This window comes from Kordiimonas sp. (genome assembly GCF_048260245.1).
In the GTDB taxonomy this organism is placed as follows: Bacteria; Pseudomonadota; Alphaproteobacteria; order Sphingomonadales; family Kordiimonadaceae; genus Kordiimonas.
In genome coordinates this window covers 32,888-55,488 of sequence record NZ_JBLXGZ010000014.1, presented here as the reverse complement: position 1 = coordinate 55,488, position 22,601 = coordinate 32,888, and the positions used below count along the sequence as shown (strand labels likewise).

Sequence of the window (22,601 nt, the reverse complement as noted above, 5' to 3'; positions counted from 1 at the left end):
TAGGACTACTAGGTAGAATAGCCAACCTCCTTTTCAGGCGTATTGCTTCGGTTTCGCACCCCACTTTAGTCTGCAATGAAATGCAGAGGGGAGACGAATGAGAATAGGTGTAGATGTTGGCGGCACAAATACAGATGCCGTGCTTTTGTCGGGAAAAACCGTGCTGGGTGCGGTTAAGCGGCCGACAAGCGAAGATGTGAGCTCCGGCATATGTGAGGCAATCAGCGCGCTGATCAGCGATTGCAATATTACGCCCGATGCAATTGATGCCGTCATGATCGGTACAACGCATTTCACCAACGCGTTCGTTCAGCGCCGTGAACTCGTACCTGTATATGCGATCCGCATCGGGTTTCCCGCCGGGCGGGGGATTCCGCCGTTCTCATCCTGGCCTGAGGACCTCAAGAAAACCATTCGGGGTGGTTCCGCAATGGTGCGGGGTGGCTTTGAATTTGATGGCCGGGAAATTTCTCCGTTCGACGAGGCTGCCATCGCGAACTGTGTGAAGGAAGCGTGCAACAAAGGCATCACGCAAATCGCAGTTTCCTGTATCTTCAGCCAGCTCAATTCAGCGCACGAACAGCGTGCGGCAGAACTGATCGGTGAACTCGCTCCGGAATTGGAGGTTTCCTTGTCGTCCGAGCTTGGGCGTGTGGGGCTTCTTGAGCGCGAGAACGCCGCTATCATGAATGCGAGCCTGCGCCCGTTGGCGCTCAAGATTGCCGCTGCCTTCAAAACGGCGCTGGTTGATCTGGGTATCTCTGCTCCTTTCTTTGTCAGCCAGAATGACGGCACCTTGATGGGCGCCGATCACATGCAGCGCTATCCTGTTCTGACTTTTGCCGCAGGGCCTACGAACAGTCTTCGCGGGGCCGCGTGGCTGACAGGTGCAGATGATGCAATTGTGGTCGATATCGGTGGTACCACTTCAGACATCGGCGTGCTGGTTTCCAGTTTTCCGCGCCAGTCCACGGTTCATGTGGATGTTGGCGGGGTTCGAACAAACTTCAGGATGCCGGACATTCTATCGATTGGCCTTGGGGGCGGAAGCCTGATCCGCAACGCAGAAAAGGGTGTCAGTGTCGGGCCGGATTCGGTCGGGTATCGCCTGCGTGAAGAAGCGCTCATCTTTGGTGGCAATACCCTGACGGCAAGCGATATCGCGGTGGCTGGCGGGCAGGCGAAATTTGGCGATCCTGGCCGGGTCAGCGGTCTGCCTTCAGACCTTTTAACAGACGCGCGCGACGCCATCAGTTCACTGCTGGCTGACGCGATCGATCGGATGAAAACGGCTCCCGGTGACATTCCTATGATTCTTGTTGGTGGTGGCTCTGTTCTGGTTTCGGAAAAGCCGCAGGGCGTATCAGAAATGATGTGCCCGGAACATGCGGGTGTCGCCAACGCGATTGGCGCTGCGATCGGTCAGGTCAGCGGTGAGATCGACCGGATATATAGCCTTGAAGATGCGGCGCGCCGCGAGGCAGCCATTGAAGATGCGAAGGCGCAGGCGATCGCGCAAGCGGTTGCAGCCGGTGCCAGTGAAGGCACCGTTGAAGTTGTCAACATTGAAACTGTCCCACTGCAATATCTACCCGGCGGCGCAACGCGCATCGTTTGCCGCGCAGTCGGCGACTTAGCCATGGAGGAGAACGAATAATGGCAAGGCAAATCACACTCGACAATATCGAGCATCTTGCCATTGGTTCATCATTCCTCGGAACCGGTGGTGGAGGCGACCCCTATCTTGGCTCGATTATGTGTCGGGAGGCCATCGCGCGTCACGGCCCGGTGCCTATTCTCTCGGTCGATGACATCAAGGATGAAGATAATGTTTTCATTGCGGCGGCTCTCGGTGCGCCGACGGTCATGATTGAAAAGCTTTTTTCGATCGAGGATCAGCACCGCGCCGTCGAGGCGCTGGAGCGCTACCTTGGCCGCGAGGCAACAGCCGTGATTTCTGCCGAGATTGGTGGCTGCAACTCCATGATGCCGGTCGCTTATGCGGCGATGAGGGGGCTTCCCATCATCGATGGTGACGGTATGGGGCGTGCTTTCCCTGCCCTGCAGATGACAAGCTTCAATATTGAAGGTATTGCCTGTGCCCCGCTCACGATAGCGGACGAACATGGCAACTCCGCGCTTTTCCAGACGACGACCGGTCTGAAGGCAGAAGAGCTTTCCCGTCCGGTCGCCACTGCGATGGGGGCGAGCGTCTGTATGTCCTGTTATGCCATGACCGGGGCAGAGGCGCGACGTGCCACTGTTGCCAAAACGCTGACCGGCGCGATACAGATCGGGGAAGCGATCGCCAACAGCGGCAGTGCTAACCACCCGCTTGAGCGGTTGGTCACTGTTCTCAGGACTCACGAATACTATTCGGATGCGGCGGTGCTCTTCAAAGGCAAGATCACAGGCCTCGAACGCGACACGACCCGGGGCTGGGTCTTCGGAAATTGCACCATCTCGGAAATGAATGGTCCCAGCAAAGCCGAGCTTAAATTTCAAAATGAGAATCTTCTTGTGACGGTCGACGGCGAGCTCCGCTGTATCGTGCCTGATCTCGTTACCATCGTCGATGCGGAAACGGCCCAGGCAATCCCGACGGAGCGCCTTGCTTTTGGTCAGCGTGTCGCCGTTGTCGGGTGCAGTGCACCGCCAATTCTCACAACACCACGCGCGCTTGATGTGGTCGGACCAAAATGTTTCGGCCTCAAAGAGGCATACGCACCGATAGCAACCCTGATCGAGGACCTTGCCTAATGCATATACATCTTATCACGCCCATCACGACCCAAGGTATCCGCACACTCGAAGATGTCGAGCCGCTCATGAGCACTGACCTCACGATCACACAGTCTCTCATCGAGATGGGGCCAGCTTCGATCGAATGCGAGTTCGATGAAGCTCTGGCGGTTCCTGGTGTGGTTGTCGAAGCCATAAAGGCTGAACGCGCTGGCGCTGACGCAATCATCATTGATTGCATGGGGGACCCGGGTCTTAAAGCGGCCCGAGAGGTTGTTTCGGTTCCGGTGCTTGGGCCCGCAGATGCATCGATGCATCTTGCCGCCATGCTGGCGCACCGGTTCAGCGTGGTGACCGTTCTCGAATCCGTCGTGCCGATGATTGAAAACCTCGCGAAGGTCTACGGTGTGAGTGACAAGCTGGCATCGGTGCGGGTCATCGACATACCGGTGCTGGAACTTGAAGCCGCGCCGGAGCGCCTGACGTCAGAACTGTCACAAGCGTCTCTCGCAGCGGTCGAAGAAGACGGCGCTCACGCTATCGTGCTGGGGTGTACCGGCTTTCTTGGTTGCGCGGAAGCGGTTGATGCGGTCCTCAAGGCCAAAGGATATGACCTGCCTGTGATCGACCCTATCCCAACGACAGTTTGTGTTGCTGCCGGTGTCGTTCGTGCCGGGCTTCGGCACAGTAAACGCACCTATGGAACACCTCGTGCAAAGACCGTCGATGGTTTCGATATTCCACACTTCCAGTAGGGGCTGGGGGGAACTCATGAAGGGGAAAAACAATGAACAAGATTAGTAAAATGAGATTAAGCACACTGTTGATCGGCACGGCCATGTTTGCGCCTGCGCAGGCATACGCCCAGGCAGGAAATGACGCGACTGACCAACCGGGCGACGCATCCTCAGGCATTGTGCTGGAGGAGATTATCGTCACCGCGCAGAAACGAGCACAGCGTTTCGAGGATGTCGGTTTGACCGTCAATGTGGTGACGGGCAGTGAACTCAAGTCAAGCGGTACGGAATCGATCGTCGACCTGGGGGGCATCACGCCTAATGTGCAGATCAAGAATGTACTCGCTAACAGCATCACCAATGTCAGCATTCGCGGTATTGGCCTCAATGATTATGCGGTTAACAACAATCCTGCCGCTGGCATCTATGTCGACAATGTATACCTTGTCTCACCGGCCATGCTGGGTTTCAGCTTTTTCGATATAGACCGGGTCGAGGTGCTCAAGGGGCCTCAGGGCGATCTCTATGGTCGCAACACGACCGCAGGTGCCATCAATATCATCAGCCGCAAACCGTCTGATGAAACTGATGTCATGCTTGAAGCCGGATATGCCAGTTATGAGAACTGGCATTTCGAAGGTGCCGTAGGCGGGGCGCTTTCCTCCAATCTTACAGCCAGATTTGCCCTCCAGACCGTGCAGCAGGATTCCGGCTGGCAGACCAATTATGTGACCGGTGACCGCATCGGCAAGGTTGACCGTACCAATGCGCGCCTTCAGCTCGAATATAAACCCAGCGACAGTCTGGATATATTGCTGAGTGCTCACAAGGGCTATGACCGATCTGACGTCGCCTTATACAAGGCGAACAATATCCTGACGGCGGAAGAGGACCAGTATGCCGAGCAGGCCAGAGTGGCGGGCGCTGGCAATAACCCCCATATGGAGCTTGAATCAAGCGGTGCGGCTGTTACCGTCAATTGGGCGCTGACGCCGGAAGTCTCCATGACCTCCATCAGCGCGTATGAGGAGTTCAGCCGTATCCATGTCGAGGATACAGACGGAACATCGCTCGCGTATCTCGATGCCACCTATGACAATGGCGTTCAGCAATATTCTCAGGAACTTCGTTTCAACTACAGCGCTGAAGACCTTGAGCTGATTGGCGGTGGGTTTTATTCCCATGATAAAGTCCAGACCCGGGACGAATTCTATTCCCCGGACCTCCTCCCGCTTCTGGGGCTTGGTGGCTTGGACACCATTGGTAACAGCTACCGCCAGCGCACGGATGCCTATGCGGCCTTCATGCACGCAGAGTGGACCTTTGCGCCCAAGCTGACCCTGATCGGCGGGCTCAGATATACGCATGAAAAGAAAGTGTTCGACGAAGCCACGACTTTCCTGTGTGCAGCTGGTGGGTGCAACGAAGTGTTTGCGCCAGTCGCAAATGACTATTCCACATCGAACGTGTCAGGCAAGGTCGGCCTTAACTACAAACTTACGGACGAGACCCTGCTCTACGCAAGCGTCAGTCGTGGCTTCAAATCTGGTGGGTTTCAGGGGCAATTGACGTTTGACCCAACAGTGCTTGAACCATTCGATGACGAAAAGCTCACGGCCTATGAACTGGGAGTGAAGAGCCGGCTAAAGCCCAACCTGCAGCTGAATGCATCGGTATTCCACTATGAATACAGTGATATGCAGATTTACGGCCCGCTTTTCGACTCTCCGGTCGGTGTTTTGTTCGGCATCGCCAACGTGGGTGACGCGCGGGTGACGGGCGCTGAAGCGGACATCTGGTGGCGCCCCATTGTAGGCCTTGATCTGCGTTTTGGCGTGGGCACTATCGACACGAAAGTGACCAGATCCATCGTTGCCGGCGTGACAGAGGGCAGCGTACTGCCGAATGCGCCGGAGCTCACGCTCAATGGCCAGATACGCTATAACTGGGAAGTGTCCGACCATGCTAGCGCGGATATCACCTTGTCCGGGAATTATCAAAGCCGTGTCCGGTTCGACATAGTCCGTCTGCCGAACGAAGCCATGGAAGACGGTTATTTCATGGGTAACGCAGAGATCGGCTTATCATTTGGTGAGCAGTGGCGGGTGTCGGTTTGGGGTAAAAATCTTTTCAACAAACTATTCCGGACGCAGGCGCTCAACACCAGCGTCGGCTGGACAGAGCACTATGGTGCTGCACGAACCTTCGGGATTAACCTGTCCTATAAAATGTAAGACCCTTGTGGGCGGGGGGCTTTTGCCTCCCGCCGGGCAAGACTGGCTTTTGGGGCTTGAACTGCCTCCGGAACCCGACAGTCAGGCGGTAGAAATTACTGACGTAATGCGGCAGGGAGTTCCCAGGCTAGTGAACTTCACTCGACCGGGCGGGTGACAACAGGCCACACTATTCTTTACCGTTCCCGCAGTCCGCAGTCCGCAGTCCGCAGTCCGCAGTCCGCATTGCGCTGGCGGTGAACTCCAGCCAGTGTGCCTCCAACACGCCGGGGCGCAAGCTCGCCAGATTGGTCCATGAGAAGCGCGCGACTATGCCTCGTCACGGGTCGGTAAGCCTGACTGCCTTCAATCTCGCAAGGCGAGGAAGCAGGCGGGAACCGAAGCTCGTTCGATGTCCGAATATAAGACACCATGCGGAAAAGCTGGTGTTCCCGAAGAGGTTTTCAACGGAATAGGCCAAAGGCGGCTATTGCCTTGCCATACAATACCGCTTTTCAGTGTGATGCGTTTCAAATATGTAGGGTCTATGACTAAGGCTGGCTCTCCTCTACCCATTTACGCAGTGCTACCACAGCTCTCATTGGCGCTGCGCGACAATCCGTTTGCGGTCCTGGTGGCAGCACCGGGCGCGGGTAAAACCACGCGCGTCCCCCTCCATCTGCTTGATGCTGATTGGAGAGGGAAGGGTCGCATTATTATGCTGGAGCCACGGCGCATTGCAGCCAGAGCGGCGGCACATTGGATGGCACGCTCGATCGGCGAAGAAGTTGGCGAAACAGTTGGATACCGCGTGCGACTTGATACGCGCGTGAGCACCAAGACGCAAGTTGAGGTCGTGACAGAGGGGGTTTTCACCCGCATGATCCTCGACGACCCTGAACTCGGCGGTGTCGCAGCTGTCATTTTTGATGAGTTTCACGAGCGCAGCCTAGATGGTGACTTAGGGCTGGCGCTGGCTCTTGATAGCGCCATCCTCAGGCCGGACCTGCGTATACTCATCATGTCGGCAACGCTTGATAGCACGCATATGTCCAAGCTGTTATCTGATGCCCCGCACCTGAAAAGCGAGGGGCGCGCATTCCCCGTAGAAACACGATATGTGCCACCAAAACCTGATATCCGTATTGAAGACCATGTTGTGTCCACGGTGATAATGGCACTGAACCAGGAGAAGGGTTCCATCTTGGTGTTTTTACCCGGCGAAGCAGAAATTCGCCGTGTTGCTGAGCGCCTATCCGCCCAGGTTACGGGTACAACAGATATTGCGCCGCTCTATGGACGCCTCACGCCCAAGCAACAAGATCTGGCGATTTCGCCCGCAGCTGTTGGGCGCCGTAAGGTTGTTCTGGCAACAACGATTGCGCAAACGTCTTTGACAATTGAGGGCATCCGCATTGTTGTCGACAGTGGGCTCGCGCGCGTACCGGTTTTTGAACCCGCAATTGCCCTGACGCGACTGGAGACCAGAAGGATTTCACAGGCGGCTGCCACGCAGAGGCAAGGCCGGGCAGGCCGCACCGAAGACGGCGTATGCTACCGGTTGTGGAATAAGGGTCAAAATGCCGCCCTCGCCGCATTTGATACGCCAGAAATACTGTCGGCCGACTTGACCCCGCTGGCGCTGAGCCTCGCTGCATGGGGTGTAACCGATCCCAAACAGATGCAGTTCGCCAGCCAGCCGCCCGAGCCTGCATGGGCAGAGGCCATTACTCTCCTGCAAAAGCTGGATGCCATCGATAGCGGTGGGCAGATTACCGCTGAGGGCCGCGTCTTAGCGGCCTTCCCGATCCATCCGCGACTGGCGCACATGATCCATCGCAGCCGAGCTACCGGCAACGCACAGCAAGCAGCTGAGATTGCTGTTCTTGTGTCTGAACATGGGCTTGGAGGCGAGGCGATAGACCTTGAGGACCGATTGCGCCTTTTCCTTGCCGACGGAAGCCCTCGGGCCAAGGACGCCAAGGTTCTCGCGCGACGGTGGGCAAAATTGGCGGGTAACTCTCTACCGCAGCACCAAATAAAAAACGCCCCAATGGGTGCCTCTATGAGCGCCCATATGAGTGTAGGGAAAATGCTCGCATATGCTTACCCGGACCGCCTCGCGCAGGCTGCCGGACGGCCAGGTCGTTTCCGCCTCGCGGGTGGTCGCGCCGCAACCTTGCCGGAGGCGGATGCGCTGGCACAGCATAAATTCCTGGTGGTGACGGACATTACCGGGCAGGCAGCGAATGGGCGTATTCGCGCGGCCGCCCCTATTGATATTGAAGAAATTGAGGAAACCTTCTCGGCGCAAATTGTTGAGGAAACACGGCTGGAGTTTGACGCCAAGTCACAGAGCGTCCGCGCGCGCAGTATTCGAGCGGTCGGCCAGGTTATCCTCACGGAAGCGTCTTCTAAAGTTATGGATACTGAAGCCGCAGCAGAGTTGCTTTGTGCTGGTATCGAAGATCTGGGACTGGATATTCTGCCATGGACCAAAGGCCAACGGGCGCTAAGAACACGGTCAACGTATTTGCATGAAACACTGGGGCCGCCATGGCCTGACCTAAGCGATCGGGCCTTGCAACAGGAAGTGTCAAACTGGTTACTGCCTTGTCTTTGTGATGTAACGACAGTCTCGAAAATCACCGCTGATATGCTTGAGGCTGCCTTGTCAGCACTATTACCGTGGGAATTGAGATCGCAGATCGACTCGTTACTTCCCTCGCATTTTCAGGCACCGACCGGTTCTCGCTTCTCCATCAATTACGCTCATGAAACAGCGCCCGCAATCGAGGTTCGTGTACAGGAACTTTTTGGGTTAACTGAGCACCCAACGATCATGGGTGGCCAAACGCCCTTGTTGCTCATTCTACTCTCGCCAGCGCATCGCCCGATACAGATGACTAGGGACTTGCCGGGCTTTTGGCGTGGCTCGTGGGCCGCAGTGGTCAAGGACATGAAGGGGCGATATCCACGTCATTTCTGGCCAGCTGATCCAGTTGGCTCAAAAGCGACCTCGCGTGCAAAGCCAAGAGGCACTTCGTCAACCTAACATCACGCTTTATGGATAGAGCAACTTACCGATTCTGTTGTGGCCTAAAAAAACCGCTTACTGCCCTTGAAAGCTCGCTACAAGATTTGCCCGCCTAGGTCGAACGTTGCCAGCATCTTTCAACAAGACAACATGTGCGCACAGTTAAGCCATGGATTAAAGAAATTGGCTTGGATCCAACAGCTATGGCACACACTCAATGAGACGAACCAAAGCTTCACTCATCTACAGGCAGACCAATAACCTACTAGCGGTTCAGTTGTGATTTGGCCATACTAAACTAGAGAATGCGGAGGGATATCAGGTATAGATGTTGATGATGCTCTGGAGGTTGCCGAGCAGGTGGAAATCTCAGCCCAAAGTTAGACCATGGAAACTGAGTTCTCTGCACAGTCGAATACCTGTTGGCTGCTTTTTTTGCAGCCAACAGGTTAGTTCTTTCTCACCTCGAAGTACAAGCCTGAGCCGTAGCGGGGAGTGGCGGTGCAATGAAGCCGGTACGCCAGTTCCAGGACTGCGTGCCGGTCGCGCGGCGGCGGCACATCACTTCTTCATGCAGTTCATACATGCCAGGGAACAGGTGGTTTTCCGCTGTCGGCACCTCGCCAAGATGCATATATGCCCGGTCCTCACCGAAAGCCTGCCAATCTGGCCCATGCGCGGAGACAGGCATGCTGTCTTTTGCAAAGCTGGTCCAGTAATCCAGCACCGCGCTGGCGAACTGTCGCTCGACCGGGGTGTCCGGCATTGCAGGCCAGTTTGCAGGCGTGCGCCCAAAGGCGCCAAAAACATATGGTACTTCGCTGGCATGGAAGGCACCAAGCTTGGCCTCAACCGCTGCCGGATAGGTATGGCTGAAGAAATAGAGGAAGGACGGCAGGCCGGCCTCCGCCTGTTTCCTGACCAAGCGTTCCGATGCCCAGCCAAAGACGGCGTCGCGTGTTGAATCGAACTTGGACTTATCCAGCGTTGCGGCAGGATATAGGTCGAGATAGCGTTCTGCCATATCGTCGTATCGCACCCTGATATCGTAGGCATAGGCTTCAGGTGTCAACGGGTAGGGGGCGGCGAGGAAGCTCAGCGTGCGTATTTCGTCACTGGTGAACCCGGCCATTAACGGTACTTTCGCCTGCTCGCCTTGATCAAAGGTATCGACGAGCTGGCGCTTCAAAACCTTGCCGTCAATGGTGCCATAGGGGGCGTAGCCCACAGCTGCCGATTGGTTGATAAGCGCATGGGCCTCCATGGCCCGAAGGCCCTTGATGCCTGATACACCGAGGGTCGTTGTCAGGGCCTTGCCAATCTTCTCGGCTGAGCGTTCTTCATGTCTGGAGCTGCGCAGTTCCGGCATGGTGAAGAGATAGCCACTTTGCACGATCGCGCGGTCAAAAAGGCCATGGGCTGCAGGCGAGGCAAGCAGATATTCAGTGCTGAGGGCGCCGGCGGACTCACCGAAGATGGTTACGTTTTGCGCATTACCACCAAAGGCAGCGATGTTCTCGCGTACCCATTTGAGCGCGGCTATCTGATCCAGAAGGCCGTAGTTACCAGAGATGTCGTCTGGGTTTTCGGCGCTCAGTTCCGGGTGCGCAAGATAACCAAGCACACCTAGGCGGTAATTGATGGAGACAAGAATGATGCCGCGTTTCGCGAATTCAGCAGCGCTATACATGGGTGACTGTGAGGAGCCCCAGATCAACGTGCCTCCATGGATCCATACCATCACCGGTGCATTCTCAGCACCGTCGGGTACCGTCACATCGAGAATGAGACAGTCTTCATCCATCTTCACCTCGCCCCGATTGTAGGGGCCTGTCGCCATAGGGGGTTGCATACAAGCCGGGCCCGCTTCCTGCGCATCGCGCACACCCTCCCAGCGAGGCATGGGGACGGGCGCACGGAAGCGGCGGTCGCCTGTGGGGGGCAGTGCGTATGGAATAGCGTGAAATACAGTTGTATCGCCTTCATGCACGCCGCGCAGTTTGCCTGCGGAGGCGTTTACAACAGGTGCATCCTTGGCGACCGCTGAGGTCGTCACGCCAGCCGTCAGCGCACATAGGCTGACAAAAGCAGAAAAGAGAAGGGACTTGGTTTTCATGACTTGGGTCCTCCTGTGGTGACTGTCCGCCTGTTAATGAGACGAGCCAGACTGAAATAAAGAAGTGCTCCGATGAGGTACATGGGGGCAAGTGCGAAAAACGCCGCCTGTAGCGAGTGGCTGCCATAACTTTCCCGGAAAAAATCACTGGCCATACCTACATAGGTAGGCCCAAGGCCAAGGCCGATGAAGTTCATGACCAGCAATAGAAGTGCCCCGGAAATCACCCGTTGTTCCGGCCGCACCTCGCCTTGAACAAAGGTCACTGTGGCTGAAAGGAAGAAAGAGTTCAGGAACATGGGCACGATAAGAAAGAGGAGCGCACTCTCCCATTTGGGTGCCCATACAAAGCCAAGGAAGAAAGGCATTGCAAGCACAAGCGAAAGTGCAGGAATCGTTGCATAGGCTGCCTTGGAGCGTGAGCCAAACCTGTCGATCAGCCGACCAGAGACGAGAATGCCTGCGCTCATGCCAATACCTACGACCAGTGCATACCAGATAGCTACATCACCAAGCTCCATACCTTTTTCCCGCATCAGAAACAGGGTCGCAAAGTTAGCTGTGCCATAGGTGATAAAATTCGCCGCACCGCTGGCAACGGCCGCGAGAAGAAGGATGGGGTTGGCAAAAAATAGTGAAATTGTCTTGAAAAAACCCGGCGCTGGCTGTGCCGGCATCATCACCTCAACTACTGCTTCCTGCCCGCCTCGTTCTGGTTCGGCAATGACGCGGTACACAACCCAGGCCGTAATCACGCCGATGGCACCAATGACATAAAAAGGCATGCGCCAGTCGAAACTGGCAGCAAGGGAAGCGCCGAAGGCTACCCCAAGGGCGGAGCCCAGTGGTGGCCCGAGATTGAATATAGCCATCGCAGTTCCTCGGCGTTCCCGCGGGAAATAGTCTGAAATGATGGCATATGACGGTGGTACGCCGCCGGCTTCACCTACGCCGACCATCATACGGGCCATGACAAGCTGACCGTAGTTATTGGCCATGCCGCAGGCGGCGGTTGCTGCACTCCAGACAACGCAAGCGGCGGACAATACCTTCACGCGGTTTGTTCGGTCCGCAAGCCAGCCGATGGGAATGGCGATGAAACAATAGAACAGGGCGAAATAAAACCCGGTAATCAGGCCAAGTTGACCATCAGTGATGCCCAATCCGTCCTGAATCGGTTTCGCCAGAATCGACAGAAGCTGCCGGTCCAGAAAATTGAGCACATAGACAAAACATAACATGCCGAGCACAAGGCCCGTTCGCGCGCGCGGTTGCGGCGGGATACTTTTTGTCGGTTTTTTTAGTGCGTGATTATTCATAGATTTTCCCCTCCCTGTATTTTTCTCTCCATACCCCCGTCATTCGTGCTTTAGCCAGCCAGTGTGGTCCTTGCTACCGGTTAAGCCCGCGGCCACACGCTGTTTGAGCAAAGCAGGGGGCCGGAAACGCTCGCCATATGCGCTATGAAGGATGTCCTGCACCTGCAGGCACAGGCTTGATGACACTACGTCCATCAGTGCGAACGGGCCAATGGGGTGACCAAGGCCAAGCCGGCAGGCGGTGTCGAGGTCTGCGGGTGTTGCAACGCCTTCTTCAACTAGCTTGATTGCCTCAATCAGCATGGCATGCAGTAGTCGGTTGACAGCGAAACCCGCCACGTCTTTTACCTGCACCGGTTCTTTGCCGATGGACTTCAACATCTTGGTGATCTGCCCGGTTATCTCGGCGTCAGTACCGAACGCCGGTATCACTTCCACAAGTTTCATGCGCGATACGGGCGAAAAATAGTGGGTTCCAAGGAACCTGCGCCGCCGCTTGGTGCCAAGGACCGCAGCAAGTGTTGATATCGGCAAAGTTGATGTGTTGGAGGCAAGGATGCATTCGGGCTGGCAAATATTGTCGAGCGCGCGCAACACTTTTTCCTTTGCATCAAGGGCTTCAAACACAGCTTCTGTGACTATGCTGCAGCCCGCCAGATCCGTGAGCTCCGGTGAGGTTTGGATGCGATCTAAGGCCGTATCAGCTTCATGGCGGGTGTACAATCCGCGGTCAACGCCTTTGTCCAGAAGCTTTGCGAGCCAGAGCATGCTGCGTTCGAGGGTTGCCTCGTCAAGATCGTTCAGGATCACGGGTATACCGCCAAGGGCGAAAACGAGTGCAATTTCCCTACCCATGAGGCCCGCTCCTACTACACCGGCTTTCATGATTTTTCCCCTGCGATTGATATCTGTTCACTCGTGTGGTCGTTCAGCCAGCCCTGCGCACGCGACACATACCAGGGGATAATCTCCGGGTTGGCGATGGCGTCCGGGTTAAGGACCTTGATCACGGGCCAGCCCTGGAACAGGCGTTTGACTGGCAGTTCCTGTTTCTTGCCGGAAAGCGTACGCGGAATACCCGGCGCGCAGATATACCGGTCAGGCACAAAACGCGGCGACAGGCTTTTCCGTATCGCAAGCGACATGGCGGAGGTGAGCGCGGGCGCAAGGTCATGACCGCTAGCGGGTACAACAAACATGAGCAACTGGCTGCCGCCTTCGTTGTCTTCAAGGTCGATGACCAGGCTGTCCGCCACACCTGAGAGGCGTTCCACCGCCGCGTAGATATCCGCCGTGCCCATGCGCAGACCATGCCTGTTGATGGTAGCGTCACTGCGTCCGGTTATGGTGCAACTGCCGTCGTTGTCGATACGCAACCAGTCACCATGCCGCCAGATGCCCGGCCATTCACTAAAGTAGGAGGAGAGGTAGCGGCTGCCGTCCTCATCGCCCCAGAAATACAACGGCATGCTGGGGATGGGGCGGGTGCACACAAGCTCGCCCACCTCGCCGATCACGGGCTCTCCTGCTTCATTCCATGCTTCCACGGCAGCGCCCAAGTGGCGGCACTGTAACTTTCCAGGCGTGGCAGGCAGCCCTGGGTTCCCCGCCATGAAGCCAGCAAATAGGTCCGTGCCGCCGCTGATATTGCACCACCAGATATTCGGCCGGCCGATAGTTGCAAACTGTTGGTTGCCCCACAACTGCACGTCCGGGGGTAGAGGTGATCCGGTGCTGCCAAGCGCGCGGATACTGCTCAGGTCCCCAGCCTCACTGAGAGTGACGCCTGCTTTGCGGCAACTGATGTAATAGGCAGCCCCTGCACCAAACCATGTGATTTTGTGCCGGGCGGCAAACGCCCACATGGTAAGCCAATCCGGACTAGCTTTTGTGCCGCTCGGGGAGCCGTCATAAAGGCAGATGGTCGAGCCCGAGAGCAGGGCACTCACCTGCTGGTTCCACATGACCCAGCCGGTCGCACTATACCAGTGAAAGCGCTCGCCAAAGGTATTGGCGTTATAACTTGGGCCAATGTCAAAATGTAGATGCCCTGCATAGGCGGACAGCAGAATTCCGCCGTGCCCATGCACAATGGCCTTGGGCAGCCCTGTGGTGCCGCTTGAATAGAGGATCCAGAGGGGGTGATCAAAAGGCACCCACTCGGGCTGAAAGGCGTTTACATCGCCGCCTCTAAGCCCGGTCGCGGCCTTGAAGTCCACAGCGTTCGCAACCGGGCTGTCGCCGTAGCCACTCGCGGTCACCAAAACGGCGGTGACGCTGGGCAACTCCGCGCACATATCGCGCACAGCAGCACTGCGATCCATGGCCTTGCCGCCATAAAAAACACCGTCTGTCGCGATCAGCGCCTTTGGCTCAATTTGCCGGAAGCGGTCGAGCACTGCCGGGGTGCCCATGTCGGGTGAACACAAAGCCCAGACAGCACCAAGGCTGGCGCAAGCAAGGAAGGCGACCACAGCCTCGGGGATATTGGGCAAGTAGGCGGCCACCCTGTCACCGCGCCCCACTCCCATCTGCCTTAATTCAACAGCAAGCGAAACGGTTTGGCGTTGCAATTCCTTCCAGCTGATCTCGGTGACCTCGCCTTTCTCATTTTCGGCGATGATCGCTGGCTGGCCTTCGGCATCAGCGCGCTCGGCATGCTGAAATATCTGATGTGCATAATTGACTTCTGTGCCTTCAAACCAGAAGGCGTTTGGCATGCCCTCATCGCGTAGAATTGCGGCATAGGGTTTTGGTGAGACAATCTTGTTATAGTCCCATATGCTGCGCCAGAAAGCTTCAAGATCGGTGGTCGACCACTGCCAGAGCGCGGGGTAATCTTTGAACCGAAGGCCACGTTCCCGGGCCAACCAATCCTGATAAAGTCTGATTTGTGGAACGGAGGCCGCGCTACAGTTACTTGTCACTTCATATTCCTTGTTCTTCATTCAGGTGGTTAGACCATGAACCCGTGGTTCGCATGAGAAGCCCCGGCGGGACGCGAAGACTTCTCATGCGTTGGTTGGGGGAGGGATTCCCGGTTTTTAGGTCGTTCAGAATCGGTGTTGAAGGGCGATGCCATACATGCGTGGTGTACCAAGCTGGCCAACGCGGGACGGTGTCGTGTCACTCGCCGCGGTGAGAGATTGTCCCACGTAGCGCTTGTCAAACGCATTGCGCACGAAAGCTGTCAGCGACCATGTTGTGTCGGTTGTCGCAAGCGTGACAGCTGCGTTCAGCAGGCCATAGGATTTCTGCGTGTTCAGCTCATTATTGAACAGGTCGAAATATACATCGTCCTGCCACTTATAGTCGGCACGGGTTATGAGCTCGAAGCTGTCCGATATATCGAAACTATATTCGACCGAGGTGCTGAACTGCCAGTCGGGCGCTTGTGGCAGGCGGTTGCCGGTCAGGTCTTTGATGCCGAGTTCGGGGTAGATCGGGTCGACGCTTGAGAATGGCCCGAATTCCGCGAACAGACGCGTACCCGATGCCATGACCCTGAGCCCATTGAAGGGAAGTGCCTCTACTTCAAGCTCAATACCCTTGATGTCAGCTGTAGCGGCGTTTTCAACCCGAGGGTAACGCACGCCTGTCTGTGGATTGATGCGGAACAGGGTTTGTTGCAGGTTGGAATATTCGGAGGCAAAACCTGTGACGCCCATGCGTAGCCTCTTGTCATAGAACATGCCCTTGAAGCCCACTTCATAGTTCCAGACAAACTCGGGATCAAAGATATTGACCGGTTGCGAAACGTCACCAAAGGTGTTGAAGCCACCAGACTTGAAGCCCCGAGATGCACTTGCATAGATCAGGATGCGATCGTCCGGTATATAGTCAATGGCGAAGCGCGGCGTAAAGGCACCCCAGGACCCGTCTGCTTCATTTACGAAGGGCGCGCCAATCACGACGGCATCCATGATAAAGTCTTTTTTATCATGGGTATATCGGCCCCCAGCAGTAACGCGCAGACGTTCTGTAAGCTTATAGCGCATCTGGCCGTAGACAGCGTATGAATCCAGGTCTTCCACCGGGTCATAGGTGAACGCATTGTTGAGCGTAGGCGGAACGCTGAGAATAAGGGGCTGCCTGGACTCACCGTTCATATAAAAACCGCCAACGATGATGTCGGTCCGGTCGCTCAGGTTTGCTGCGAGCGTCAGTTCCTGCGTGAACTGTTTTACATGGATGCCCACAAGTGGGAAGTCCGAGAAATCGCCACTGGTGCCATCGTTATCGATATCTGTCATTATCAGGTCATGTTTGATGAAGCCGGTCGTTGAGGTGATGGCGACATTTTCGTTCACGTCCCAGCGCGCAATGGCAATGGCTTTGAGGCTTTCGGTGTCCCGTTGGTCGGTGTGGTTCATGTAAACGATTTTGTTTTCCAAGTCGTTTACCGGCAGGCCAAGCACCTCGACTGCGGTTGGCTTGTCAGGTCGCGCACGACCAAGAACGGTTGCGAACGCAGGGTCCGACTTGTCCTTCAGATATTCAAAAACCGTTCGGATGGAGAATGTGTCGCTCGGCTGTGCCAGAAGCGAAGCACGCACTTGCGTCAAGTTGGTGTCGTTCTTGTCGGTATCAAGCGTGGCGTTGGTCATCCAGCCGTCAGCGCGGTCAACCTGGAACGCAAGGCGCCCCATCAGCTTGTCTGAAGCGATTGGGCCGTTCACATGCCCTTTTATGCCGTAGCGCGAATAGTTGCCCGCTGTCAGGGTGACAGAGCCTTCGGCCTCGTCCGTGGGCACAGCGCTATGCACGTTGATGGCACCGCCAGTGGCGTTGCGCCCCTCAATGGTGCCCTGTGGGCCGCGCAGCACTTCCACACGGGCAACGTCAAGGAATGTGCTGTCCATCATGAAGTGGTTGAGGAAAGGCACACCGTCCTGCGAGACAGTGATGCCTGCCTGGCTGCCAATATCCTGTCCGGCCTGCCCGATACCGCGCAGGGCAATGAAGATATTGCCGAAGCGTTCCCCGAACTGAAGGCTGGGTGTCACCTGTACAAGGCCACCGACGCTATCGATCCCGGCTTTCTCCAAGGTCTGGCCGGAAAGTGCGGTGATGGCGATTGGTGTGTTTTGCAGACCTTCCCGTCGCTTTTGCGCCGTGACGATGATGTCCTCAATCTCGATTGCCTCAACTGCCGTGGTGTTGTCGCGGCCTTCCTCGGCGGGTGTCGCCTGTGCGAGCGCGCTGTTCGCCTGCAGGCCACTATATAGCAGTGTTGACGCGCCAAGCACTAAAAGGCGCGTACGGAAAAATTGTGCGTTGCGGTTCAGTTTCATCCGCTTTTCCTTCCCCATTTTCTAGATCGTGCCGGGTAGTTCTTCCCCAACTCCCGGGCATGGAAAAACGGTAGCATCAGCGCACAGTGATGCCATGACAGGACTGACGGAAAGATTTGACAGAAGTGACCACAGCCTTTTCGCGGCCGGTTTTCAGGGGGTGCGGCGCTCATTGAGTAGGGCAGTTGCGGCTGCAATTTTGGCCACGTCAGTGATATGTGTTGCCCGGTAGGCTGAGGGCGCCATGCCTGCCCATGAGATGAAATGTCGGGAAAAACTGCCTGGCTCACTGAAACCAAGCTCAAAGCCGATTGATGTCACTGGCAGGTCGCTTGCGAGGAGGTATGCGCTTGCAAGCTCACCACGCAGTCGGGTCCGGATATCCTGAAAGCTCTCACCTTCCTGGGCGAGGTCCTGCCTGAGCCGCCGTGGCCGTGTGCGCAGGCGGGCTGCCACCACTTCAATAGGTGCAGACCATAGGCCGGCTTTCTGAAGCTCTATGAGTACATTCTGGGTTCGGTCCCGCCAGCTTTGGCCTTGCTCGACGGAGGCAAACCAGTCGGGCTTGCTGGCGTAATAGTCATCATATTCGCCGATTGACCGCGGCGCGAGCCGGACCGTCAGGTCGCACCGATCATAACTGAGAGCATCGACAGGCGCGTTGAATTTGACTGGGCAGCGAAAAAGGGCAAAGCGGTCAAAGCCGTTCAGTTGCCGGGGCCGCGGGCCGCGCACCGAAATCTCCCTGAGTGCAAGCGGACGGCCGAGCATCCAACTGAACAGATGATAAATCCAGACAAACCGGATCCAGACCAAAATGTTCCGGTCCACGCCGGGCACGGTCATATATTTGCAGATATGCTGAAGCCCCGGCCCATGTTCCTCTGAAATCCATGGCCCCACATCGGTGGACATGGCGTCAGTGAAGCGGATGCTCACCCTCAAAGCCTCGCCAAATGTGCTGCAGTGCAGGAAGGCCAACAGCCGCTCGGTCTCAAGCGCCATACGGCAGTTTTGGGCGAAAAAGCCGAGGTAAATATCATCAAGGGTGAATTGGATTTGCCGCACCAACTGCACAAGGGCGGAGCCATCAATACCGACATGAGCATCACCGTAGATGCCCGGATCAATGCCCGCGCCGCGAAGGATTTCAAGGGGGTCGTGCCCCCTCAACACAGCACCTTGCAGGAGACCCTTCACTGCAATTCCATCTAGCCCTTCTGCTGTCCGCTCCGCCACGACACTCATCCCCGATACACAACTATTATGTGAATGCGATAGCGCAACCTCGTGCAAATGCCAAGACAGTTAGCGGTAGGGGGTACTATTCGCGTGATATGCCCTGTGGCGGCGAATGCCGGAACCAGCCTCGATTGGAATTGCAGAGAGTGTCACTGACGATCTGGGAAAGTTCCGCATTCACTAAAGGTCGGAGCTTGCCGCCCAACCGGATCGCCAGACGAAAACTGTCAAGGGGGTCATGCTGTAAGGCGCTCCGGGCTTGGTAGCATTCTGACCACCGGGAATGTGTCGGGAGTTTTCTGATACCCGGTCGGCGGTTTCTCTATAAAACATGTTCGGCTAGGCACTTCCAGAGACAAGAAAGGCAGCTAGCGGATAGCTAACTGCCTTTTTCCTGCGAAACCTAGACTCACTTTATGTGTCACCCTACACCACGGACAACTTGCAATACTTTTAGGGCGACACATAAAGTGCGAATAGCTTCTGCAGAAAGCCACTATTTTCAGAATTCAATTGACGCATTAATTGAGACTACGTGACTCATAAAATGAGATAATCCGTCATTTGCGACACATAAAATGAGATTATCCTCGGTGAATAACGAAATCGCAAAACAAGAGGGTGTAGGGCATGTCCCACACCCTCTTGCCATCACATCAACCATCAAGCATGAAAGGGCAGGACTCTCAATCTGGTTTCGATCACATTGGGGGAGCACGTCAGAGCCCAAACGATTCAGGTTAGTCCCGCACAATCAAATGCGGGGACCAACCGCTGAAATAAGCTGATGTGTATCATTCGAACAGCCATTATCGGGCCCGTATCATTTAACACCCGCGTTAAAAAACAAAATGTAGAGGGCGGGTACCACGGCAAGGGTCAAAATTGTCCCTATTGCAAGGCCAAAGGACATCACTGTTGCCAGGCCAAACCACAGGGACCCACCAAACATGAGTAGGGGTAAGAGGCCAAAGACAGTAGTAATTGTTGTCATTACAATGGGCCGTAGCCTTGCCAGACAAGCCGCTATGACCGCTTCACGCACCTCTTTTCCGCAGCTGCGCTCCTGATCAATGCGATCAATCAGTACGATGCCATTGTTGATAATAATGCCCATAAGACTGATGAGGCCAAGGATAGACATAAATCCGAATGTCGCCTGCAGAGTGACTAGCCCCAGCACAGCTCCAATGAATGAGAGGGGAATGGTTAGAAGAATGATCAGCGGCCTGCGAAAACTGTTAAATTGCCATATCAGCAACACTACAATGCCAGCGACGCACAAAGGCAATGAAGCAAACAGTTTATTCTGAGCATCTAGCGAATCCTCGAGCTCGCCGCCCCATGCCCAATAATGGCCTGGCTTGAGACCAAGCGTGTCAATGGTCGGTTTTATCAGTCTGGCATAGTCAGCAGCTTTCCGGCTGGTATGCTTCCCGCTTACGGTAATGGTGCGTTCCTGATTAAAATGTTTAATCCGGGAAAACTGTGTTTCTGCAACAATATTGGCAATTTGTACCAATGGCACATTGGTGTCAGTTGCGCTGGAGTAGACCGATATAGACTGCAGTATCTGGAGATCGCTTCGTTCGCCTTCCACGCCCCGTAACACGACAGGGATAATGGTGTCTCCTTCCCGATAATCGGTCACCTCCGCACCAGACAGGAAAGTGGATAGCGAGTTGGCAATTTCCTGGCTCGTCACCTGTGCTCTGCGGGCCCGGGTTTGATCAACCTCTATCCTTAATTTCACAACACGGTTTTCCCAGTCGTTGCGTATATTGACGCTTCCAGGAATAGCCGCCATCGCCTCTGATATCAGCTGTGCTTTTTGGTAAAGGTAGTCACTGTCCGTGCCTGAAAGGCGAATTTCTACAAGCCCGGCCTCACCCGGCCCAAAGGAGAGCATTTTCACACGCCCCTGTGCCTCAGGAAGAGCTTCCGAGATATGAGCACGAGCACGGGCCATTGTTGCGGGAACGGATTCAATGTCTTTTGTATTCACCACCATGAAACCAAGATGGGGATCAGGGTCCATTGAGGGCAGTGCCAAATAAAACCGTGGGCCACCGCTTGCTACATAGGCGATATTGCTGGTGACGTCGGGGTTCACTTGTTTATCGGCAAACCATGTCGATAGGCGGCTGACAGCGTCAGTTGTTTTTTCTGTATCGGTACCGGCGGGGAGGTCTATATAGACCAGAAATTGGCTCCTGTCGGACGCAGGGAAAAACTCAACCGGGATGGTTTTGAAAATCGGCAGAGACGCGGCGAAAATGGCAGCGACTACACCAAGGAAAATTGCTTTTCTGTTCAATAATGCGCGCAGGGCTTGCTCATAAAGCTGGTAGCTTTTGCCGTTGAAGCGATCACTGAGTTGATCGCCATCTTCCGGTGCTTTGGATGGAGCATTCCCCACCTTCATGAACCAGTTGGCGACCGCAGGTATTGCGGTCATAGAGAGCAGCCAGGAGGCCAACAAAATTATGATAACGACCTGACTGATGGACTCTGTGAATTCACCGGCAGAACCGATGGCCAGCAACATGGGCAGGAATGCCAAAATTGTTGTTAGTGAAGAGGTCAGCAGGGGCACTGCCAGCGACTTGCCGGCATTCAGGCAAGCATCAAGGTGCTCCTCGCCCTCTTCAAGGCGGCGTCGGATATCTTCGGCAACGACAATGCCATTATCCACCAAAAGGCCAAGCGCGATAATCATTGCTGAGATCGACATACGCTGCAGTTCGATGTCGAAAATGCGCATCACGATAATGGCAAACAGCATGGATAGCGGCACGATCAGCCCTACGATCAAACCTGTCCGAATGCCAAGAAACACCATTACACAGACAAGTACGATGACAAGGGTTTGACCGACGTTAGTCGCCGCTCCGTTAACGGCAGCTTTGACAAGGTCTGGCTGAAATGTCGCGAATTCCAGAACCATGCCTATCGGTAATGATTGTTGAAGATCCGCAACTTTGGCAGTTAGCAACTTTCCGAATGCTACACTGTTTACACCATCGTTCAGTGAGACAGAAAGTATCAGCGCCTGGTGGCCATTATAGTAAACCGGCTTCTCGGCAGGATCGATGTATCCCCGCCTGACAGTTGCAATATCAGACAGTTTTATCACCTGATTGGTGCCGGGCAGTTTGATCAGAAGGTTTTCGATTTCGGAAACCGACCGGAAATTACCTGATGGCTCTATCGGAATGCTCAGGTTGGACGCACGTATCGTGCCTCCCGGTAAAATGACATTCTGTTGCTGCAGCGTATTGATGATTTGGTTGGAACTAATCCCATATTGGGCCAAGCCAGTATTTGACATTTCAAGGAAAATGCGCTCGCTCTGAACGCCGAATATTTCAACCTTCTTGACGCCGTCAATGCCGTAAAGGGCCCTTTGCAGGTCGTCTGATGCGTCTTTCATCTCCCGCAGCGTGAAACCTTCCGCCCACAAGGCAATAGATGCAATGGCAGTAAGACCTTTTTCGTCATCGATAATTGGACCCTGTGTGCCCTCCGGCAACTGCCCTCGCGCATCGTCCATTTTGTTGCGCAATTTTTGCCATACGGCGGCAATATCGTTGACACTGTCCCGGGCTTTCACATTGATGATTGTAACACCGGCTTTGGAATCCGACTTGATTTCTTCAATCTCGGAAATCTCGCGGATTTTCTTTTCAAGTGGCTCTGTGATGAGGTTTTCGACACGGTCAGGGGGCATGCCGGAAAAAAAAGCAGATACGGTGGCATTGCGAATGACAATACTTGGGTCTTCTTTTTGTGGATAATTGGCCGCGACCAGACTACCAAGCAATATGATGCCCAGTATGAAGGTAATGATTGAGCGGTTCTGCCTAAGGGCGAAGCGGGTCAGGAATGACATGATCGGCTC

Annotated in this window: 12 protein-coding genes and 1 pseudogene; 6 read left to right on the top strand and 7 right to left on the bottom strand. The window is 55.2% G+C overall.

Annotated elements, in window-relative coordinates:
• Positions 1-97: 97 nt before the first annotated feature.
• From ACN0VM_RS09400 to ACN0VM_RS09375, 6 genes and pseudogenes are all read left to right on the top strand, one after another.
• Positions 98-1,657 carry a hydantoinase/oxoprolinase N-terminal domain-containing protein gene (locus ACN0VM_RS09400; RefSeq protein ID WP_417450617.1) on the top strand — a complete coding sequence of 520 codons (1,560 nt, stop codon included), beginning with the start codon at positions 98-100 and terminating at the stop codon, positions 1,655-1,657.
• Complete coding sequence (locus ACN0VM_RS09395) at positions 1,657-2,760, top strand: DUF917 domain-containing protein (protein ID WP_417450616.1); 1,104 nt, start codon at positions 1,657-1,659, stop codon at positions 2,758-2,760. The genes ACN0VM_RS09400 and ACN0VM_RS09395 overlap by 1 nt, the downstream gene beginning before the upstream one ends.
• Positions 2,760-3,497, top strand: a complete 738-nt coding sequence (locus ACN0VM_RS09390) for an aspartate/glutamate racemase family protein (protein WP_417450615.1) — start codon at positions 2,760-2,762, stop codon at positions 3,495-3,497. Before ACN0VM_RS09395 ends, ACN0VM_RS09390 begins: the two co-directional genes overlap by 1 nt.
• 32 nt (positions 3,498-3,529) lie before the next feature.
• Positions 3,530-5,713: a TonB-dependent receptor gene (locus tag ACN0VM_RS09385; RefSeq protein ID WP_417450614.1), complete on the top strand. Its 2,184-nt coding sequence runs from the start codon at positions 3,530-3,532 to the stop codon at positions 5,711-5,713.
• 526 nt (positions 5,714-6,239) lie between these two features.
• Entirely contained in the window at positions 6,240-8,747 is a 2,508-nt protein-coding gene (gene hrpB / locus ACN0VM_RS09380; RefSeq protein WP_417450613.1) for an ATP-dependent helicase HrpB, read from the top strand.
• Between the two features lie 113 nt (positions 8,748-8,860).
• A pseudogene (locus ACN0VM_RS09375) lies at positions 8,861-9,113 on the top strand (integrase); the annotation flags it as partial.
• Between the two features lie 76 nt (positions 9,114-9,189).
• On the opposite strand, the gene ACN0VM_RS09370 reads toward ACN0VM_RS09375, so the two are convergent.
• The 7 genes from ACN0VM_RS09370 to ACN0VM_RS09340 form a co-directional block, all read right to left on the bottom strand.
• Entirely contained in the window at positions 9,190-10,845 is a 1,656-nt protein-coding gene (locus tag ACN0VM_RS09370; RefSeq protein WP_417450612.1) for a carboxylesterase/lipase family protein, read from the bottom strand.
• Entirely contained in the window at positions 10,842-12,164 is a 1,323-nt protein-coding gene (locus ACN0VM_RS09365; RefSeq protein WP_417450611.1) for a spinster family MFS transporter, read from the bottom strand. Before ACN0VM_RS09365 ends, ACN0VM_RS09370 begins: the two co-directional genes overlap by 4 nt.
• 39 nt (positions 12,165-12,203) lie before the next feature.
• A complete protein-coding gene (locus ACN0VM_RS09360) occupies positions 12,204-13,049 on the bottom strand; it encodes a 3-hydroxyacyl-CoA dehydrogenase family protein (RefSeq protein WP_417450610.1) in 846 nt (281 codons plus the stop codon).
• Positions 13,046-15,112: an acetoacetate--CoA ligase gene (locus tag ACN0VM_RS09355; protein ID WP_417450609.1), complete on the bottom strand. Its 2,067-nt coding sequence runs from the start codon at positions 15,110-15,112 to the stop codon at positions 13,046-13,048. The genes ACN0VM_RS09360 and ACN0VM_RS09355 overlap by 4 nt, the downstream gene beginning before the upstream one ends.
• A gap of 105 nt (positions 15,113-15,217) precedes the next feature.
• Entirely contained in the window at positions 15,218-17,458 is a 2,241-nt protein-coding gene (locus ACN0VM_RS09350) for a TonB-dependent receptor (RefSeq protein WP_417450608.1), read from the bottom strand.
• Between the two features lie 153 nt (positions 17,459-17,611).
• On the bottom strand, positions 17,612-18,697 hold the full coding sequence (locus ACN0VM_RS09345; RefSeq protein ID WP_417450607.1) for an AraC family transcriptional regulator ligand-binding domain-containing protein: 1,086 nt from the start codon (positions 18,695-18,697) through the stop codon (positions 17,612-17,614).
• A gap of 826 nt (positions 18,698-19,523) precedes the next feature.
• Positions 19,524-22,592 (bottom strand): efflux RND transporter permease subunit, encoded by a 3,069-nt coding sequence (locus tag ACN0VM_RS09340; protein ID WP_417450606.1) that lies wholly within the window; start codon positions 22,590-22,592, stop codon positions 19,524-19,526.
• Between the last annotated feature and the right edge of the window lie 9 nt (positions 22,593-22,601).

Coding starts and splice junctions, on each gene's coding strand:
- ACN0VM_RS09400 (WP_417450617.1), top strand. CDS start 98: ATGAGAATAGGTGTAGATGTTGGCGGCACAAATACAGATGCCGTGCTT.
- ACN0VM_RS09395 (WP_417450616.1), top strand. CDS start 1,657: ATGGCAAGGCAAATCACACTCGACAATATCGAGCATCTTGCCATTGGT.
- ACN0VM_RS09390 (WP_417450615.1), top strand. CDS start 2,760: ATGCATATACATCTTATCACGCCCATCACGACCCAAGGTATCCGCACA.
- ACN0VM_RS09385 (WP_417450614.1), top strand. CDS start 3,530: ATGAACAAGATTAGTAAAATGAGATTAAGCACACTGTTGATCGGCACG.
- hrpB (WP_417450613.1), top strand. CDS start 6,240: ATGACTAAGGCTGGCTCTCCTCTACCCATTTACGCAGTGCTACCACAG.
- ACN0VM_RS09370 (WP_417450612.1), bottom strand. CDS start 10,845: ATGAAAACCAAGTCCCTTCTCTTTTCTGCTTTTGTCAGCCTATGTGCG.
- ACN0VM_RS09365 (WP_417450611.1), bottom strand. CDS start 12,164: ATGAATAATCACGCACTAAAAAAACCGACAAAAAGTATCCCGCCGCAA.
- ACN0VM_RS09360 (WP_417450610.1), bottom strand. CDS start 13,049: ATGAAAGCCGGTGTAGTAGGAGCGGGCCTCATGGGTAGGGAAATTGCA.
- ACN0VM_RS09355 (WP_417450609.1), bottom strand. CDS start 15,112: ATGAAGAACAAGGAATATGAAGTGACAAGTAACTGTAGCGCGGCCTCC.
- ACN0VM_RS09350 (WP_417450608.1), bottom strand. CDS start 17,458: ATGAAACTGAACCGCAACGCACAATTTTTCCGTACGCGCCTTTTAGTG.
- ACN0VM_RS09340 (WP_417450606.1), bottom strand. CDS start 22,592: ATGTCATTCCTGACCCGCTTCGCCCTTAGGCAGAACCGCTCAATCATT.